We start from the raw sequence: 19781 nt of genomic DNA on the forward strand, positions 1-19781 counted from the left end.
CTATAGAGGCTTTCTGGTTATCTGCGAAACAAACGTTTAATTTGTGGCAAATTGAATTATAAAATTTAACTCACTTAAACGCAAATGAACAAAAAATTACTCATGTGCTTCTGTCTACTGATCGGCCTTGTGGGCACAGTGGCCGCACAAACTCAAACCCTGACGGGTAAAGTGACAGATGCCAGCGGCACGCCGTTGCCGGGCGTTTCGGTCGTTGTTCGGGGAACGAACCAGGGGGCCACAACGGATGCCAGCGGGAATTATCAGATATCGGCCCTGGCCAATGCGCGGTTAGGCTTTAGCTTCATCGGTTTCCTGAGCCGGGAAGTTGCCGTGGGCAACCAGACCACGGTCAATGTTACACTGGCTGAAGATACCCGGCAGTTGGAAGAAGTCGTCGTGTCAGGTTTGGCAACGACGGTTAAGCGCTCCAACCTCGCCAATGCCGTAACCCGGCTCGACGCGAAGGATTTGACCGGCGTAACCAGCCCCGTGACGACGGATGGTGCCCTGCAGGGAAAAATTGCCGGTGCCAACATTGTCTCGAACAGTTCGGTGCCGGGTGGTGGCTTCAACCTTCAGTTCCGGGGCGTTTCGACGCTGGGCGCGTCGGCTTCGCAGCCGCTGTTTATTGTCGATGGCGTCTACATCGACAATGGTCAGTATTCCAACGGCCGTTCGGCAGCTAATAAAGCAGCGGCCGGTTCGGCTGCCAGTTCCCAGGATAACAATGCCAACCGCTTAGCCGACCTCAACCCCGACGACATCGAAAGCCTCGAAGTACTGAAAGGCTCGTCGGCGGCCGCTATCTACGGAACCCGCGCCAACGCCGGGGTTGTCATTATCACGACCAAGCGCGGCAAAGGCGGCAAAACAACGGTCTCGTTCGGGCAGGATGTTGGTTTCAGCAAAGCGCTGAGCTACTTCGGCGGAGCCGACTGGACGGAGCAGAAACTAACCGATTATTTCTCGGCGGCTGATATCCCATTGCTGCAGGCCGCCAGAGCCAACGGCACCTATACCAATTGGGAGCGGGTTATTTACGGCGGCACGGGCGCTATTAAGAATACGCGGCTCGGCGTGACGGGCGGCAACGAGCGGACGAAATTTTACGTCAACGGCAGTATTTCGGACGAGACGGGTATCATCAAAAACACGGGTTTTCAGCGGTATTCGGTTCGGGCCAACATTGACCATAAACTCACCAACTGGCTCGACTTCGGCATTAGCTCGAACTATATCGTCAGCAACAACGACCGGGGCTGGACGGGTAACGACAACTCATACGTTAACTACGGCTACTCACTGCCCTACACGAAGCCGTATATCAACCTGTATCCCGATGCACAGGGGCGCTACCCCAACAACGGTTCCGGTGTGGGCGAAAACCCGCTGGCTATTCGCGACCGGGCCATCAACAACCAGAAAAACAACCGGGTTTTGCAGGGTTTTACGGTGAATGCCCGCGCCCTCAACACGGCCAAATCGTCGCTGACATTCCGGGTCAACGGTGGGCTTGATTATCAAAATGGCTTTGCCCTGATCTACCTGCCCGATGACCTGCAATCGCAGCAGGCTGAACCCAACCCCGGTTTTGCCCAGGATACCCGCACGGAAGTATTTAATTCAAACGTGCAGGTATCGGCCATTTACACCCAAGCGGCTCTGGATGGTCGTCTGAATCTGACCAGTTCTGTGGGTGCAGTTCGCCTGTACAAGTACCTGCGGGCGAATTACGTGCGCGGTACAGGTCTGCCAGCGGGCGTATCGAACCCGTCGCGTGCTCGGGTGGAAGACGGCTTCAGCGAGTTCCAGCGCAACACTGACGTGGGTGTGTTTGCTCAGCAGGACGCTAACTACGAAGATAAAATTATTGGCTCGGTGGGCATTCGTTTCGACAAATCGACGCTGAATTCTGACTTCGATAAGTTCTACGCATTCCCCCGTGCTTCACTGGCCGTTAACGCGGCCAAGTTTGGCTCCTGGGCCGGTAACACCTTCAGCCAACTGAAATTTCGCGTGGCCTACGGACAAACGGCGGGTCTGCCCACGTTTGGCACTACCTACTCACAGTTACAGGTCGAAGCCGTTGGCGGTTTGGGTGGTCTGGTTCCGTCGACTATTCTGGGTAATGCAGCCATCGGGCCTGAACGGGCTACTGAACTCGAATACGGCCTTGATTTCGGCTTATTCAACGGGCGGGTGTCGGGCGAATTTACGATCTACAACAAAAAGGTATTCGACCTGATTCAGCCGCTGACAACGGCCCCCACTACGGGCGTAACCTCCACGCAGATTAACGCGGCTGACCTCACCAACCGGGGCGTCGAGCTTTCGCTTGGGGCTGACGTGATACGGAGCAGTAACTTCAACTGGTTTGTGCAGCCAATTTTCTGGTTTAACCGCTCGGAAATCACCCGGTTAGCCATTCCAGAGCGGCTGGTGGGCGGCTTCGGTGCTACCTTTGGCCAGTGGCGCGTCAAAGAAGGTTTCTCACCAACCCAAATTGTGGGTCAGCCCCGGACGCTGCCAGCCACCGACCCCGGTTTTGCTACTTCTTGGACCACTTACGGCGACGCGCAGCCACGGTACGAGTTATCGCTTAATAACCGGATCACGTTCCTGAAAAACTTTGAGTTTTCGGCCCTCCTCAACTACCGGCACCGGTTCACAGTGGTATCACTGACGCGGCTACTGTGGGACGAGGGTGGCAACACATCTGACTGGAGCGAAACCGACGATTTAGGGAACGACGGTACAAAGCCCAACGGTGTATACCGGCAGGGCGCAAACGGTCGGGATGGAGAAGACAAGTTAGGCACTCCCAAGCCGGGCGTAAACCCCGGCATCTACAGCTTCCTGAAACTGCGCGAGGTGTCGTTGTATTACCGCCTTCCAGCGGCTGTGACCAAGAGCGCGTTCCGTAACGTGGTGAGCAGCATCCGGGTGGGCGTGTCAGGTAATAACGTGCTGCGCTGGACCGATTATACGGCGGGTTACGACCCCGAAAACTCGAACTTTGGTTCGCTGGCTCTGGGTGGTGGCGTCGACCTTGGCTCGACGCCGGCCGTTCGCCGGATGATGTTCCACGTAGCCGTTGATTTTTAACTTGTTAAGACACTTGTCGTTTTGTTCTATCGTTAGTATAGAGATGAAAAACATGAAAAAACATACCCAAATTTTGCTCACCAGCCTGCTGGTGGGTGGCTTTACGGCCTGTAATCCGTTACAAACGGAAGAGGTCATTGACCCTAACTTTCCGAGTGTGGGTGCGGTTACCAACAATGCCTCCAAATCGCAGTTGGATGCCCTTTCCATCGGTCAGTTTTCGCTTATTCGCGACGGAATTCAAACGTATCTGTGGGTAACGGGCACGGTCGGGAAAGAACTGTTCAACTTCAACGGCACCGAATCGCGCTGGATGACGGAGTTAAACGGCGTACGCCCGATTGACAACTCGGCTTTCTACAACGGCGCGACCACGGCATTCGGCTTGCCGGTGCGTCAGGCGAACATCACGCTGGCGTCCTTAGACAACACCTCTTCGGTGACGGACGCACAAAAGAACGGCTACCGAGGCATTGCCAACACTATGAAAGCCCTGTCATACCTGTATATGCTTAATGTACAGGGAAAAAACGGCGTCCGGCTGAATGTGGAAGACCCGTTCAAACCCAGCAAAGCGGTCGGCTACGCCGAGTCGCTGGCGGGTATTGCCAAGTTTCTGGATGACGGAGCCGCGCAGTTAGACCAGGCCGGTGCCGAGTTTCCCTATACGCTGCCGAGCGGCTTTGCCGGTTTCAACACGCCCGCTGCATTCAAGCGGTTTAACCGGGCCATTGCCCTGCGCGTGGCGATCTACCAGGCCGACTGGGCTAAAGCGGCTACGTTGCTGCCTCAGACGTTCTACAACGCTGCCGGTGATCTGGCTGTTGGTCCGCGTCACACCTTCAGCGCAACGCCCCCCGACCGCCCTAACTCGTTGCTGAACACATCATCAAGCCAGATTGTAGGCGCGAAAGAGTTGTGGGATACCGCCGAAGCGGGCGACCGGCGTCTGTCGAAAGTAACAAAGCAGGCAGCGCCACTTAATTACACGTCGGGCATAACGTACAGTTCGCCGTACCTAACCAACATCTACAGGCTGGCGAATGATCCGGTGCCCATTATTCGGAACGAAGAACTGGTCCTGATTGCAGCTGAGATTGCGGCCCAGCAGGGCAACGCGGCCGAAGCAACCCGGAATATCAACATCGTCCGGACGGCGGCTGGCTTACCGAATTATGCGGGTGCCACCACGAAAGACGCGCTCGTCAACGCCATCCTGAAAGAGCGGAGTTTTTCGCTGTTCTACGAAGGCCACCGCTGGGTTGATATGCGTCGGTACAGCAAACTGGGCGAAATCGTGGTCCCCGCCGGCATGAAAGTGCTGGAGCAACTCGAACCCCCGCTTGCCGAAGTGAACTGGGATACCTTTAATCCGTAGATTTATCACTGGTTTCAAATAAAAAAGGTGCGGACTTGATCCGCACCTTTTTTATTTGAAATAACTGGCTCCGCATTACCAGATAAAGTAATACACGTAGACTATCACTACTAACTGTACTAATATAACGCTCCCCCAGATGATCAGCCCCTTTCTTTTACTTTTTAACACGAGACACGCCAAACGTAGCGTGATCAGGTTAACGATCACGCTGCCAGGTATTATAAAGTACAAAAGCGGGAAGTCGGCGAGCGGGTTTTTCATCAGTAGGACATCTTCCGGCAACCAAGTTCGGCAACGTTTAAAACATTACCAAAGTTGATTGACGCAACGTTATTCCCCCGCCACCGGGTCGGCTTTGCCATCGGGGTCGCCGGTGACGAAGCCGCGCGTGGGGAGATTGCTGCCCCGAATTAGCAACAACCCGGCCACGTGGGGTGCCGCCATGCTGGTGCCGCTCAGCGTGGCGTACCGGCCATCTTTATAGGTAGATGAGATGCGTACGCCGTAAGCGGCCACGTCGACGCTGGAGCCGAAATTAGAGAAACTGGCAAACTGATTGGTACGGTCCATGGCCGAGACGGTAAACACGTTTGGGTGGTTCACCCGCGCCGGGGAGTAATTGTCGCTGTTTTCGCCTTCGTTTCCAGCCGCAATGGCGAACAGAATACCCGCGTCGGCCGCCTGCCGGATAACCCGGTCCAGCGTAGCCGAAGTACCCTCACCGCCCAAACTCAGGTTTACCACGTCGCCCGCACGGCCGTTCTGCACTACGTAATTCACCGCCTGAATAATACCAGATAGCCGACCTTCGCCCAACTGATTCAACACTTTCAGCGCTACCAACCGCGCCCCGGATGCCACGCCCGTCACGCCGACCGTGTTATTTCTTGCGCCGATAATGCCCGCCACGTGCGTTCCATGACCATTCTCATCCTCCACCGAGGTCTGGCCGCTGACGAATGAACGGCTGCGCTGCGTATCGACATTCAGGTCGGGGTGGTCGGTGTCGACGCCCGTGTCGATAACCCAGGCGGTTTTTGTGGTTTGCAGATCGCCCCGGCCAAAGCCCGTCTGCTTAATATTCCAGAGCAGCGTACCCGACGTTGCCACATCGACGCAGCTACAGATCGACATCACCCGGTCGGGTTCGACCATCGCCACGGCGGGGTCCTGCTGCAGTTCGGCAGCTTGCCCGGCGGTTAGGTGTGCGAGGAAACTGGTCTGTTCGTCGGTAGCGAGTAGTTCGGCCTGGTCGTCGGTGATGCGGTGGCGCGTCAGCAACTGCGCGATTGCAGTTTCGGCCGCAGCAACCCGACCAGTGGGCGATGCTGTCGCTGGTGACGTCGGCTGGTAGGTAACAATGTAAGCACCGGCAATGGTCTGGCCGTTATTAGCCGATGCTTTGACCAAACAGTCGGCGGCAAGACTGGTGGGCAGTACGTCGCGGTCGGCCTGACAACCGAATAAACTAAATCCGATAATAGCGACGTTCGTAAGCGTGGCGAACGGAATAAATTGACGCATAACGTGGGTACGAGAAACAATAGATGAAAATGGTAAATCGTAGAACGTTACACCATGTGCTGATCGGGGGAGTGCGTTTAGTAACTATACGTTGAAAACGAAGTAGCTGTTGCATCTCTTACATTGTCAACCTATTTTTTGGGATGAAGGGGAATAAACACGACCCGCCCCGCAGCCGGGAACCGGGTTTCGGCAATGGGTGAGCCATATCGCTGGTAAAATCCGGCCGTTTGTTTGGCTGTCAGCAGGTCAGGGTATACGTTGATCCCGGCGAAGTTGTTTTTCCGCAGAAACGTGTCCAGAAATTGCCAGTCCTGAGCGGTAAACGCCCGGCCCGGCGTCAGCAGCCGGGGCCAGCCGTCGCGCAGGAACGGCTTAATCTGGTCGGGGTGAAGCCGCCCGAAATACTGCCCAACGACACTCTTGTCGTAGAACCGCCGGAACGTGAATACCGCGTTCTGCTGCTTGTAGTAGGGGCAAAGGCCTTCCTGCATCCCTACACCGTCGGCTCCCACGGTGCAGAACGGAAAGTCGAGCACGGCCGCACCGGGTTGCTGCCGGACAACGGCGCAGTAGCGCAGCAGGTCGGCGGAGGCCACGTTAACGGGTAAACTGATCCGTAACCGAAGCGCGTGGGTCCATTCGCTCATCATTAGCAGCGCCAGTCCGCACACGGCTATAATCCCAACCCGACTGGATGACCCTCCAGTCGGGGAACCCCGAATAGGTAATGCCAGCAGCACCAGCAGCACCGGATACACCAAACTGGCCCGGCCCCCGTGCCGGTTAAACGTAAACCATGGGAACAATTTGAGGGTCGGAAACAGCACCGGGTGGTAGAGCAGGCACAACAGCAGCATGGCCACGATGGGTAGCCACAGCGCCACCCGACGCCGGGTTTGCCACAGGCCAACGCCCGCCCCGATGCTTAGGTACAAGCCCGGACTGCCCTGCCCGTAACTCTCGAACGTATCGCGCAAAAATCGCCCGTACGGAATGGCGTCGGTGTCGAGGCCCGGCAGGTACGGAATCAGTAGCCGCGCCGGGTGCGACCAGGCCCGCAGCTCGGGCACCGCGCCGAAGTTAAACTGCCAGGCCGTGAATGCGATTTGCAGCGTCAGGGGCAGAAACAGGTACAAACTCACGCCAATCAGGAGGCCTCCCAACATAACCCGGCCACGGTGCTGAGCGTACTGTTCCCGAACGTAGTTGGTCAATAAGGCTGGCCACGTACCAACCGGTGCATATTGACGGTACATCACGACCGCCAGCACGGGCAGCGCGAGGGTGGTGAAGGTCAGCGCGAATCCGGCTACGTAGGCCAGTTCCTGTCCCAGAATCTGAACGTGAAACCAGATCCATAGTAGCACGTACGGCAGCGAAACGGAGTTCTTGTGGATCACGTCATACAGCAGCCGGTACGTGGCCACGATGCACAGCGTTGTCCAGTGCCCCACGCAGACGTTCAGGTGGACGGGAAATTTGTAAATCGCGTAAAAATTGAACACCGAAACAATCAGCCCGGCGATGAACGCTTTAGGTAGACCAAACCGGGATTGCAGCAGCGCAAACGTACCCACGGCCGTGATTACTAAGCTGTATACGTAATAAAACTGTATGTAAGGCCCGGCGCCACCGAACAGCCAGTAACAGCCTGCGTACCAATAATCCCGCTCGAAACCCCAGTCCAAAAACACCTGATTCAGACCGTAGGGATAAAATGTCTGGTTGTTGAGCAGATTCAGGTGCGGAAACGGCTGGAAGGACAGATTTTTACTGAAAAAATAGCCTACGTACTCGTACTGATCGGTGTCGTTGCCGTCGGAGAGCGGGTGCCGAAAATCGCCCACAATGGCGACGGTCAGGGCGGCCGTTAGTAGTGCCAGCGTGACCGCCCAGAACCAGATCGCTACGTAAAAAGCGGATTGAACGGGTGAAGTAGTGAGCGGGTGGGGGCGATTCATGCGCAATTTCGGGTGATGCGTGACGGGTAGGCGGGCAAAAGTCTCCGTAAACGGCTATTTTTGCAAGTCCGTACGCTGGGTGTCCCAACCCGGCGGGCCAACAGGCCAACTTGCCGGACTGACAACGAAGCATCAAAACGGGCTAAACGATCCATTACAACCGCTTCGGCGGTCCGACTGACATATGGCTGAATACAACCACCGCGATACTGAAAAGAAGTGGCAGGATTTCTGGGAGGACAACCAGACGTACCGTACCGGGACTAAAACAAATAAGCCGGACGCGGCCCGACCAAAGTACTATGTTCTCGACATGTTTCCCTATCCGTCGGGGGCGGGGCTGCACGTGGGTCACCCGCTGGGCTACATCGCGTCGGACATTGTGGCCCGCTACAAACGGCTGAAGGGTTACAACGTGTTGCACCCGATGGGCTTCGACTCGTTCGGTCTGCCCGCTGAGCAGTACGCCATCCAAACCGGGCAGCACCCCGCCGTAACGACCGAAGCCAACCTCACCCGCTACATCGAGCAGTTGAAGAACATTGGGTTTAGCTACGATTGGCAGAGAGAAGTTCGCACCTCCGACCCATCGTACTACAAGTGGACGCAGTGGATATTCATGGAGTTATTCCGGTCGTGGTATAACAAAGAAACTGATAAAGCCGAACCCATTGAAACCCTGCTGGCTAAATTCACGGCCAATGGCACCCACGGCGTTCAGGCCGTCTGCGACGACACTACACCCCGGTTTACGGCCGACGAGTGGAACGCCCTATCCGAAACGCAGCAGTACGCCATCACGCTTCAGTATCGGCTGACCTACCTCGCCGACGCGGTTGTGAACTGGTGCCCGGCGCTGGGTACGGTGCTGGCCAACGACGAGGTGAAGGACGGCGTATCGGAGCGGGGCGGTTACCCCGTGGAGCAGAAACTCATGCGCCAGTGGATGATGCGCATCACCGCCTACGCTGACCGCCTGCTAACCGGCTTAGACACAATCGACTGGACCGAATCCATTAAAGAGCAGCAACGCAACTGGATCGGCAAGAGTGTGGGGGCGAGCGTTAAGTTTCCACTGACGGTTGACGGCAAGCAGTTCATTGAAGTTTTCACCACCCGTGTCGATACCATTTACGGCGTAACGTTTATGGTGCTGGCTCCTGAGCACGAACTGGTATCGCAACTGACTACACCCGAACAGCGCGACGCGGTGGATGCCTATGTGAACGCGGCCAAGCTGCGCTCCGAACGCGACCGCATGGCCGACACAAAAGCCGTTTCGGGCGTATTTACGGGCAGTTACTGCACCAATCCGCTGACTGAGCAGCCGGTGCCGATCTACTTAGCCGATTACGTGCTGGCGGGTTATGGCACCGGTGCGGTAATGGCCGTGCCCTCCGGCGATCAGCGCGACTGGACCTTTGCGACGCATTTCAACCTGCCTATCGTCCCGATCTTAGACGGGCAGAAAGACATTGACAAGCAGGCTGACAACACCAAAGAAGGACGTTATATTAACTCGGGCATCATCAATGGCCTGACCTATAAAGAAGCGACTGATACGCTTATTAGCTGGCTGGAGGAGCACGGTCCGTCGCACGGCAACCTGGGCCGGGGTAAAATCAACTATCGGATGCGCGACGCGGTATTCAGCCGACAGCGCTACTGGGGCGAACCTGTGCCGGTCTATTTCAAAGACGGTCGATCAGGACGATTGCCGTACCTGATCGACGAAGCCGATTTGCCCCTGGAGTTGCCCGCCGTTGACAAATACCTGCCGACCGAAACTGGCGAACCCCCGCTGGGCCGGGCGGAGGGGTGGCGGTATAAAGGGGAATATGACTACGAACTGAGCACTATGCCGGGCTGGGCGGGGTCGTCGTGGTACTGGTACCGCTACATGGATCCGCAGAATGACCATGAGTTTGCCAGCAAGGAAGTCGTTGACTACTGGCAGAACGTGGACCTGTACATCGGCGGCACCGAACACGCGACGGGACACCTGCTCTACAGCCGTTTCTGGAACAAGTTCATGCACGACCGGGGCTATGTGCCGCAGGATGAGCCGTTCAAAAAGCTTATCAATCAGGGCATGATTCAGGGGCGAAGCAACTTTGTATATCGTGTAACCGGCACCGGTACAGAAAGCCGACCGGCCGTGTTTGTATCGTTGAACCAGTTAAACGGTCATGAGGTGACGCCCCTTCATGTTGATGTCAACATCGTAGAAAACGACGTGTTAGACATTAACACTTTTAGGAAAGCACGGCCAGATCTGACCGAAGGAGCCGAGTTTATTCTTGAAGAAGACGGGCGCTACATCGTTGGGGCGGAAGTTGAGAAAATGTCGAAGTCGAAGTACAACGTGGTGAATCCCGATGATATCGTGACGAAGTACGGGGCCGACGTGCTGCGGTTGTACGAAATGTTTCTTGGACCGCTCGAACAGGCCAAACCGTGGAATACTAACGGTATCGACGGCGTTTACCGATTCATCCGCAAGTTCTACCGGCTGTTTTACAAAGATAATGCCGACGGAATAAGTCAGTGGATTGTTACCGACGAGCAGCCCACGCCCGCTGAGCTGAAAGTGCTGCACCGGACTATTAAAAAGTCAGAGGACGATATCGAAACGTACTCGTTCAATACGTCGGTAAGCGCGTTCATGATTTGCGTCAACGAATTAGCCACGCTCAACTGCCACAAGCGGGCGGTGTTGCAGGATTTGTTGCTGCTGCTGTCGCCCTACGCGCCCCACATCGCCGAAGAACTCTGGGCCGCACTGGGCAATGAGCCGGGGACGGTTTCGCAAGCGGAGTTTCCCAAGTTCAACCCGAATTTTCTGGTCGAGGACGCGTTCGAGTACCCGATTCAGATCAACGGCAAAGTGCGCACCACGATCAGTTTCGCCATCGACCGCGCCCCGACCGAAATCGAGCGCGAGGTGCTGGCTGATGAAATCGTGCAAAAATGGTTAGAGGGCAAAGCGCCGAAGAAAGTGGTCGTCGTACCGAAACGGATTGTTAATGTCGTGACTTAGATTATTGGAAATGCGGTAGATTTGACTCTGTAAACAGACGCTGTGATGTACACTGCAATAAATGGTATTTATGAAAATGGCCAGTTGACGCTGACGGAGCGCCCACCAACAACCCGCCGGACGAAAGTTGTGATTCTGTTTCTGGATGAACCGGCGGCCGATTCTATAGCCACAGGACCCGGTGTGCGTTTAGGAAGTTTGGCCGGTAAATACCGCATTCCTGATGATTTCAACGCGCCATTGGATGATCTTAATGAGTATATGTGATGGCAGAGTTCTACTTGGCCGATACGCAGGTTGCTATCTGGAGCGTTGTCAGTCCGTCGAAAATTAAACCATCTGTCCAGTTGATTCTTCAGGAAAATTCGATCGTGGTTAGTGAGATAAGCCTGATTGAAATCGCGGTCAAGCAAAAGATCGGCCGTCTACCCGGACTGTCTTTATCGGTGGATGAACTGGCCACCCAGTTACTCACGGATGGGTTTTACCTATTACCTGTCGATAGAAAGCACATTGCTGCCTACGAGCAGATTCCCCTTTTTGATGACCACCGCGATCCCTTTGACCGGCTGCTATTGGCCACGGCGTTGGTAGAAAAGGTTGCGGTCATTTCATCAGACGAAAAATTTAGACTCTATGTCCCAATAATTCGCCTGATAGACGCTTGACACGAATATGATTGAACAGCTACCCGTTACCCGGCCCCGTTTGTCGTTACCCATCGTTGGCCTGTTGGCTCTTTTCTTCCTGTCCGGCTTTGCGGCTCTGCTGTACCAGGTCATCTGGCAGCGGTTGCTGGTTTTCTATACTGGTTCGGATACCGTCAGCATCAGCCTGATTGTAACGGCGTTCATGACCGGTCTCGGCGTCGGCTACCTCGTCGGCGGGCGTCTGGCTGACCGATCATCGCCGGGGGTTAACCTGCGGTACTTCGTCGGGGCGGAACTGGGCATCATGGTGTTTGCCGCCTTCAGCAAGTTTATCCTGTACGACCTTCTGTATGCGTCTGCTCCGCCGTTTGGCGATGTGCCGCTGATTCTTTACGGCATCGTATTCGCGGTGCTGCTGATCCCGACGTTTCTGATGGGGGTATCGCTACCCGTGTTGTCGCGGGCGTTTCGGTTCGGCGACATCAGCGAGCAGGCCCGCTACATTAGCCTGCTTTACTTCGTAAACACGCTCGGCGCGTCGTTTGGAGCACTGCTGACGGGCTTCTTTCTGGTGCGCCAGGTAGGCTATGACAAAGCGATCTGGGTAGGTGCGGTATGCAACGGTATCTGCGCGGTTTCGGCCCTGTTGCTGGGGCGTCGCTGGCTAACGCAGTCCGCCGAAGCAACAGGAACCGGGACTGTTGTCGCTGGCCCGCTGAAATTCACGCCTGCCCTCAGTACCTGGTCTGTTCAGTATGCCGTGTCGGGCTTTGCGGCCCTGTCGCTGGAACTGATTTGGTTTCGCATCCTCGAAACGCTGATTAAATCGGTTTCGCTGACGTTTGCCGTTCTGCTGGCCATCTATTTAGGGTCGATGGCGGTTGGCACCGCGTTCGGTACGTATTTATGCAGGCCCGATACTATACGAACGGTAGCCTGGCGAGAGCGGGCGTTTCTGGTAGCGCAAACCGCCCTCTACGGCTACACGGCCCTGTCGATTGCCGTGTTCGTCAACATCATTGGGGAGGTTCCGTCGCTGCGGTTTCTGTGGGATTATTTCGGCAGCTACGATCCTAACTTAACGCCCCGTTTTGGGGTGTACATCTACGGAGCGGTGCCGCTGTTCCTGCTGTTCGTGCCCACGTTCCTGATGGGCCTCAGCTTTGCGTTGTCCCAGTCGCTCATTCAGGATAAATACGACGAGGTAGGCCGCAAAATAGGCTGGTTGCAGTTCGTCAATATTGTCGGCTCGGCACTGGGCGCGTGGGCCATTACGTGGATTGGATTTCCTCTTTTCGGCACGGCCGCCCTGCTTAAAGGCATCGCAGCGCTGAGTTTTGGGTACCTGATCATCCTGTTCGTCCGGCGGCACTGGTCGGTGCTGCCCACGGTGGGGGTAGCGGTGGCGTTGCTGGTGGCGCTGCTGTCCATTCCGGGTAACGCCCGTTTCTGGCAGTTGCTCAACGGACTGGAACGGGCCGACACGTTTCTCTTCGACGAAAATGAGTCGGCCCTCTCGGTGATCAAAATGGGTGCCGACCGGAAAACCGGCATCGTGTTTGTCAACGGTCTGGGTCAGAGCGGAATGCCGTATCACCACGACGAGGTGCATACGTTGCTGGGCGCTTTGCCGGTGATGATTCATCCGAATCCCGAACGCGTCGCCGTTATTGGTTTAGGATCGGCGGGAACGGTCAACGGCATCGGCGGGCGGGCCGAAACGCGACAGATTGATTGTTTCGAGATTGCCAGCAATCAGGCACTGGTACTGGCCGACTACGCAGCCCAGGCTGGTGATACGGCCGTTGGTGCGGTGCTGAGCGACCCGCGTCTGCGCCTGCTTTTTCGGGATGGGCGCTACGCTATTCGCAACCGGGATGTCTACTACGACGTTATTGAAGCCGATGCCCTGCGCCCCACTTCAGCCTATTCGGGCAATGTCTACTCTCAGGAATATTTTCAACTGATCCGTTCGCGGCTCAAACCGAATGGATTGGCCGTGACCTGGTGCCCCACGGCCCGGGTGCTGAATACGTTCCGAACAGTGTTTCCCTACGTGGCCTACTGCGATAAGTTAGTCCTGATCGGCAGTAATCAACCCATTCAACTCGACTGGACGAAGATAAATCAGCGGGCCGGTAGTGCGTTCAGCCAGCGTCATTACGGCCGGTCGGGGGTGGATGTTCAGGCGTTGTTAACCCGGTACCGACCGAACTTGAGACTACTGCCCGCTGGCACCACTGCGTCGGCCGAAATCAATACCGACCTGTTTCCGAAGGATGAATACAGCATCCGGGGGCGGGATGCAATTGGTTTTTAAGAAAACGGGACAATCCCACGGGCTACTGCCATTCGGCCCCTGATCGCATTATGCCGCCACTGTTTCCGACTGCTGAATTGCCAGCGCATCGCGTACCTGCGCAGTAAGTGAGAGCGAATACTTCCGGGCCTGATGGTCGAAAATGGGGGCTGAAATGATTAACTCGTCAGCCTGCGTCTGGTCGATGAGGCTGGCCAGCCCGCGCTGCACCGTCTCCGGCGAACCCACCGTCGAGCAACCTAATACGCGCTCGATACCTGCCAGTTCGTAATCCGGCCATAGTGACGGGAGGTCATCGACCGGCGGCTGCATCTGGCGGGCTTTTCCGCGCCGGATGTACAGAAACTGCTGCTGCACGGACGTGAACAAACGCTCCGCTTCCCGGTCCGTGTCGGCGGCAACCACATTAACCGCCACCATCGCGTACGGTTTGTTCAACTGCGCCGACGGCTTGAATTGCGTCCGGTACACGTGCAGCGCCCTCATTAACTCTGCCGGAGCAAAATGCGACGCAAAGGCGTATGGCAACCCCAGCATCGCGGCCAATTGCGCCCCAAACAGGCTCGACCCCAAAATCCAGATGGGGATGTTCAGGCCATTGCCGGGCACGGCCTGCACGAACTGATTCGACTCGTCGGGCTGGAAATAACGCTGCAACTCAACCACGTCCTGCGGAAACGTATCGGGTCCGTTGGCATCGCGACGAATCGCCCGTGCCGTTGCCTGGTCGGAGCCGGGTGCCCGGCCCAGTCCCAGGTCGATCCGGCCGGGGTAGAGCGACTCCAGCGTACCAAACTGTTCGGCAATCAGCAGGGGCGAATGGTTCGGCAGCATGATGCCGCCGGAACCGACCCGAATCGTTTGGGTACCACCCGCTACGTAGCCAATCACCACCGACGTGGCGGCACTGGCAATGCCCGGCATGTTATGATGTTCGGCTAACCAATAGCGGTGATACTCCAACCGTTCGGCGTGTTGAGCCAGGTTTAAGGTATTATGCAACGCTTGGGTAGCCGAATTGCCTTCCACAATGGGCGATAAATCCAGAATTGAAAAGGGAATCATAATACGTTGGTACGGTTGGTTGATCTATTTTTGCGGTATAAACGACTAACGAAGGTCCCAACGCTAAAGCGGTGGGCTGATAGTCCGGCAACCTGCCGAGCCTGCCGGACCATCAGTCTAATTGCATCGACTGATTTGTATCAGCCCACCGCTTTAGCGCTGGGAACAAAATATCAACAAGGTTGCCTGTCAGAACGGTTCCTGCATGTGCCCCGGCTGCCCGCCACCGACAATCAAACATTGCTATGATTCAAAAACAAATTGTGCTGCTTAGTCTGAGTGTTTTTCTCGCAGCCTGTTCGCCCAGAACGTATACCCGCGTTCCGGCTAACGGGGCGTACGATTTCTTTCGATACCAACCCAGTCAACCGAATAAGCGGGCCATCGCCAAAATATCGGCGCACCGGGGCGGGGGAGACCTGGCAGGCTATCCCGAAAACTGCATCGAGTCGTTTGCGTATTTAGCCAAAAATCTGCCCGTTATTATCGAGTGCGACATCGACCTGACCCGCGACAGCGTGATGGTGATGATGCACGACGCCACCCTCGACCGGACGACCACCGGCACCGGTAAGCTCATCGACAAAACCTACGCCGAAACCCAGCAGTACCGCTTAGAAGACAACGCCGGTAACGTGACCAACTACCAGATTCCGACGCTGGAGGCCGTACTGCGCTGGGGTAAAAACCGGGTGACGTTCACCCTCGACGTGAAGCGTAACGTGTCGTTTGCGAAGGTAGTGGACATGATTCACAAAACCGGTGCGGGCGATTACGCGGCCCTAATCACCTACAACGCGCCGGACGCGATCCTTGTCCACCGGCTCGACCCCGCCCTGATGATCTCGGTCACGATTCGGAACCGCGCCGAATACGACCGGCTGCACGACCTCGGCCTGCCCGATAACCGCATGATTGCTTTCGTGGGCGTCAAGGAGCCGGATCGGGAATTGTACCAGTTTCTGCATCAGAAAGGGATTGCCTGCATTCTGGGTACGCTTGGCAACTTAGACAAACAGGCCGCTGCCAAAGGCGATCAGGTGTACCGTACATTCGCCGAAAACGGGGCCGACGTGATGAGCACCGACCGGCCGCTGGAGGTTTGGAAAGCCGTGCAGTAAGTGCATAAAGTCGCTCAATCTACTAACTGCTGGATGAGCCGTTCGTAGATACGCGGTCTTAGCGCACACTCGCCCGGCGTAATCGGTCGTTCATGGCCTGTCCCAAACCCGTGTTGGGCAATGGTTCGGCGTAGAGCACGTCGAGGTCGAGGGTGTCGAGCGCCCGCAGGTGAGCGAACAGATTTTTGGCGGCTTCGGCGAGGTTGCCGGTGGGGGAGAGGACGCGCTGGTTTTCGTAGCGCAGGCCGCCGAACTGTTCCCGGAACGCCAGCGCCCCCGTTCGTTCGCCGGGTGGTGGCGTGGTGCCGGGGGCCAGTAACAGCAGAGGTTTCCGCGGGGCGTAGTGGCTGCTGAGCATACCCGGTGCCTGCGGGTTGGATGTGGAATACGTGCGTATTGTTACTGGTCCAATCAACCGCTCAATTTGTTCCGGGGCCATGCCGCCGAGCCGGTAGATGACGGGAACCGCGTTTTCGAACCCAACAATCGTCGACTCCAGCCCTACCTGGGCCGGGCCACCGTCCAGAATATACGGTACCTGGTCACCTAATTGATCGGCCACGTGCCGGGCGGTGGTTGGGCTGATGTAACCAAACGGATTGGCACTTGGGGCCGCCAGTGGAAAGTTAAGCGACTCCAGCAGTGACAGCGTTAACGGATGAGCCGGAATGCGGACGGCAACTGTGGGCAAGCCCGACGTGACGAGGTCAGGAATCAGGTCGCGTTTGGGCAGGAGCAGGGTGAGCGGACCGGGCCAGCCCACCTCGGCCAGCCGCCGGGCCGTATCAGGAATGGCCGTAACGAACTGCTCGATCTTTCCGAGCGAATCGGTGTGGATAATAAGCGGGTCGAACGCTGGTCGGTTCTTAACCCGGAAAATTGTTAGCACGGCGTCAGGATCCAGGGCGTTGCCCGCCAGCCCATACACCGTTTCGGTAGGAATGCCAACGACGCTTCCTGCCTCTAAGTAAGTCCTTGCCGCCCTTATATCTGTCCCAATCTGTGCCATTGTGTGCGGCAAAGATAGGGGCTTGGTTTGTAGTTTGTGCCGTGCCGCCGGAGCGGTTTGTAGTTGGCTGACGCATATGCTTGATGCGTCAGCCAACTACAAACTACAAACCTTTAATGATGCCCGCCCGGCCCGTGGACGTGACCGTGGGCGAGTTCGTCGGGGGTGGCCTCTCGAACGTTGAGTACTTCGATGTCGAAATGCAGGTGCTGATCGGCCAGCGGGTGATTGGCGTCTACCGTGATCGTATCCGGTTTCACGGCCGTGACCGTAATAATCTGCCCGTCGTTCGCTTCGAACTGCATCCCAACGTCGATAGTCTGACTGCCGAAGGCCCGGCGGGGTATGTCCTCAACCAGTTGCGGGTCCCGGCGGCCATAGCCTTTCTCCGGAGTAACGTCGAGGTGCAGTTTGTCGCCAACGGTGCGCCCCTCCAATCCTTCTTCCATGCCCGGAATCAGGTTGTTTTCACCGTGTAAATAATAGAGTGGGTCCTGGCCTTCGCTGGAGTCGAGCACGGTGCCGTTGCTGTCGCGCAGGGTGTAGTGGATAGCCGCTACTTTGTGTTTTGTAATGTCCATAACGCTGTTTCGGTTGTATGCTTCTTTCTTACCACAACAACTGGCAAACTCATTTGGCTACGAATAAATAGTCGTTCCGCCAAAACAATTGTTTCATACATGAAGTAAACTAAATTGGTGAACTACGATCGGCTCGGTATGTTGACTTAATGTAGATTCGGTACACAAATCTTGTAAGGGAAAATGGATTATATGGGCTTCTCAGAATAAGTTGACAAAATTAAATTTGGCCAAACGAAACTTCTGTATAATTTCGTTAAGTGAGTAGTAACAGGCCTAACGTGAGAACTTATTTGATGACCGCGTCTGACCGCTTCGCATGAGGAGTTTGACTTTGTAAAATTCTTTTTGCATTAACTTCATCCTTTGCCTCCGGGCGATTCCCGTTACATAGCATATTCTTACCTGGAATGGACAAATTAGCCAATCCTGAATCTATATTTGGAGGATTGGGCGTATGTTTAACAAAACTTTATTAATGCTGACTCCCCTGAAATTCACTAACACCGGCCGTTCCCAATTTTTTGTCACTACCCGGAAGCGCGTTGATGCTTATTTCAAAGAAAATAATCTTTCCCCGAATGCCAATGGGGCCATGTGGGCCAAAGTTGCTTTTTTTCTGACGGGCTACGTCGTGCTGTATGGCCTGATTATGTCCAATCAATTCGGACTCTGGACGATGCTGGGCATGGCTATGGTGCTGGGCATGTTTGCTTCATTCATTGGGTTTAACGTATCGCACGACGCCCTGCACGGGTCACTTTCGAAGCAGGCCTGGGTCAACAACCTGTTCGGGAGTAGCTTTTACATCCTCGGTGCCAGCCCTTACGTCTGGAAAATTACCCACAACATCGTTCACCATACCTACACCAATATTCCCGGCCACGACGAGGATATTGAGGTGGCTCCCGGTTTGATTCGCTTAGACTCGGACGAAGCGTGGCGCCCCTGGCAGCGTTACCAGCAGTGGTATGCGTTCCCGCTGTATGGCCTGGCGTCTCTCTCGTGGGTGCTCCGGAAGGACTACCTGAAGTTTTTTAAGCGCAAGATTGGTCAGTGCGAAAATGTGCACCCCCGCCGGGAATACGTGACGCTGTTCGCTTCCAAATTTGTGTATTATATCCTCTTCTTAGTGTTGCCTTATGTGGTGCTGGATATAACTCTGGGGCAGTTGATTCTGGGCTTTGTGCTGATGCACGCGGTCGAAGGGCTGGTGCTTGGCCTTGTTTTCCAGTTGGCGCACGTGGTTGAAGGAACCACGTTTCCGGTACCAACCGAGCACAACACCATTGAAGAAGCCTGGGCCATTCATCAGGTCCGGACAACGGCTAATTTTTCACCCCGCAGTTGGTTAGCCTCCTTTCTGTGCGGAGGGCTGAACCGCCAGATCGAACACCACCTGTTTCCCAAAGTGTGCCATATCCATTACCCGGCCATTGCCGCCATCGTTAAGCAAACGGCTCACGAGTTCGACCTGCCTTACTTAGAAAATCCAACCTTTGCCTCCGCGCTGGTTTCTCACTACAAAATCCTGAAGTTGCTTGGCCAGCCGGTGCCCGCTCCAGTCACTCCCAGCCACCTGGCCCACGCTAATCAGTTACACGAACACGAACCGGTAACGGCGCTGTAAATCCTGTGTCAACCTGGACGCCGTTCGTGCGGGGCTGCCGGGCAACGGGCGTGTCTGGACGCGGTTGGTAGCCGGGAGAACAAAAATGTGCCCCACTACCCGATGAACAGGTTAGTGGTAACAAACACGCCACTCCCATGCGCTGGCCCGTTTCCGATTTCCTGCCGCCCGCTGGACATCTTATTGAACCTGTTTGCTATCTTCGCTGTATGAATGAGCGCTTCAAAGTGTGGCTTAAACGTGTAGGCTGGTTAGGGTTCTTTTTCTTCCTGATCAAAGGACTCCTGTGGCTGCTGATTCCATACCTGATTGCCAAGGGAATTCTGTCGGTGTAAATGGAACGGTACAACCAGTGTCTATTTTTGGAGCGATCCTTGAAGCGATCTGA

At 55.8% G+C, this 19781-nt stretch carries 14 protein-coding genes; 9 read left to right on the forward strand and 5 right to left on the reverse strand.

The window, feature by feature from the left end; translation table 11 throughout:
* The first annotated feature begins 84 nt into the window (after positions 1 to 84).
* Positions 85 to 3108, forward strand: a complete 3024-nt coding sequence (locus tag ACYVHB_RS03445) for a SusC/RagA family TonB-linked outer membrane protein (RefSeq protein WP_461049619.1) — start codon at positions 85 to 87, stop codon at positions 3106 to 3108.
* A 52-nt stretch (positions 3109 to 3160) separates the two neighbouring features.
* On the forward strand, positions 3161 to 4486 hold the full coding sequence (locus tag ACYVHB_RS03450; RefSeq protein WP_461049621.1) for a RagB/SusD family nutrient uptake outer membrane protein: 1326 nt from the start codon (positions 3161 to 3163) through the stop codon (positions 4484 to 4486).
* A 333-nt stretch (positions 4487 to 4819) separates the two neighbouring features.
* Here ACYVHB_RS03450 and ACYVHB_RS03455 read toward each other — a convergent pair whose 3' ends face one another.
* The gene (locus tag ACYVHB_RS03455; protein ID WP_461049623.1) at positions 4820 to 6013 is read right to left on the reverse strand and encodes a S8 family peptidase; all 1194 of its coding nucleotides are present in this window, start codon (positions 6011 to 6013) and stop codon (positions 4820 to 4822) included.
* 131 nt (positions 6014 to 6144) lie between these two features.
* Positions 6145 to 7977, reverse strand: a complete 1833-nt coding sequence (locus tag ACYVHB_RS03460; RefSeq protein ID WP_461049625.1) for a hypothetical protein — start codon at positions 7975 to 7977, stop codon at positions 6145 to 6147.
* Positions 7978 to 8161: 184 nt separating this feature from the next.
* Between ACYVHB_RS03460 and leuS the strand changes: the two genes are divergently transcribed.
* From leuS to ACYVHB_RS03480, 4 genes are read left to right on the forward strand one after another with little or no spacing between them, the layout of a single operon-like run.
* The gene (gene leuS, locus ACYVHB_RS03465; RefSeq protein WP_461049626.1) at positions 8162 to 11017 is read left to right on the forward strand and encodes a leucine--tRNA ligase; all 2856 of its coding nucleotides are present in this window, start codon (positions 8162 to 8164) and stop codon (positions 11015 to 11017) included.
* A 45-nt stretch (positions 11018 to 11062) separates the two neighbouring features.
* Positions 11063 to 11284, forward strand: coding sequence for a hypothetical protein (locus ACYVHB_RS03470; protein ID WP_461049628.1), 222 nt, complete (start codon positions 11063 to 11065; stop codon positions 11282 to 11284).
* Positions 11284 to 11685, forward strand: coding sequence for a type II toxin-antitoxin system VapC family toxin (locus tag ACYVHB_RS03475; protein WP_461049630.1), 402 nt, complete (start codon positions 11284 to 11286; stop codon positions 11683 to 11685). Before ACYVHB_RS03470 ends, ACYVHB_RS03475 begins: the two co-directional genes overlap by 1 nt.
* Before the next feature lie 7 nt (positions 11686 to 11692).
* Entirely contained in the window at positions 11693 to 13987 is a 2295-nt protein-coding gene (locus ACYVHB_RS03480; RefSeq protein WP_461049632.1) for a fused MFS/spermidine synthase, read from the forward strand.
* 48 nt (positions 13988 to 14035) lie between these two features.
* Here the strand turns inward: ACYVHB_RS03480 and ACYVHB_RS03485 are convergent, their stop codons facing one another.
* Positions 14036 to 15052, reverse strand: a complete 1017-nt coding sequence (locus ACYVHB_RS03485; protein WP_461049634.1) for an LLM class flavin-dependent oxidoreductase — start codon at positions 15050 to 15052, stop codon at positions 14036 to 14038.
* Between the two features lie 245 nt (positions 15053 to 15297).
* On the opposite strand from ACYVHB_RS03485, the gene ACYVHB_RS03490 reads away from it, so the two are divergent.
* Positions 15298 to 16173 (forward strand): glycerophosphodiester phosphodiesterase family protein, encoded by an 876-nt coding sequence (locus tag ACYVHB_RS03490; protein WP_461049636.1) that lies wholly within the window; start codon positions 15298 to 15300, stop codon positions 16171 to 16173.
* A gap of 58 nt (positions 16174 to 16231) precedes the next feature.
* On the opposite strand, the gene ACYVHB_RS03495 is transcribed toward ACYVHB_RS03490, so the two are convergent.
* Entirely contained in the window at positions 16232 to 17182 is a 951-nt protein-coding gene (locus ACYVHB_RS03495) for an L-threonylcarbamoyladenylate synthase (protein WP_461050027.1), read from the reverse strand.
* Between the two features lie 113 nt (positions 17183 to 17295).
* A complete protein-coding gene (locus tag ACYVHB_RS03500) occupies positions 17296 to 17763 on the reverse strand; it encodes an FKBP-type peptidyl-prolyl cis-trans isomerase (RefSeq protein ID WP_461049638.1) in 468 nt (155 codons plus the stop codon).
* Between the two features lie 478 nt (positions 17764 to 18241).
* On the opposite strand from ACYVHB_RS03500, the gene ACYVHB_RS03505 reads away from it, so the two are divergent.
* Positions 18242 to 19393, forward strand: a complete 1152-nt coding sequence (locus ACYVHB_RS03505; protein ID WP_461049640.1) for a fatty acid desaturase family protein — start codon at positions 18242 to 18244, stop codon at positions 19391 to 19393.
* Positions 19394 to 19530: 137 nt separating this feature from the next.
* A complete protein-coding gene (locus ACYVHB_RS03510) occupies positions 19531 to 19728 on the forward strand; it encodes a hypothetical protein (RefSeq protein ID WP_461050036.1) in 198 nt (65 codons plus the stop codon).
* The last annotated feature ends 53 nt before the right edge of the window (positions 19729 to 19781 follow it).

It is taken from the genome of Spirosoma arcticum, from assembly GCF_054779955.1.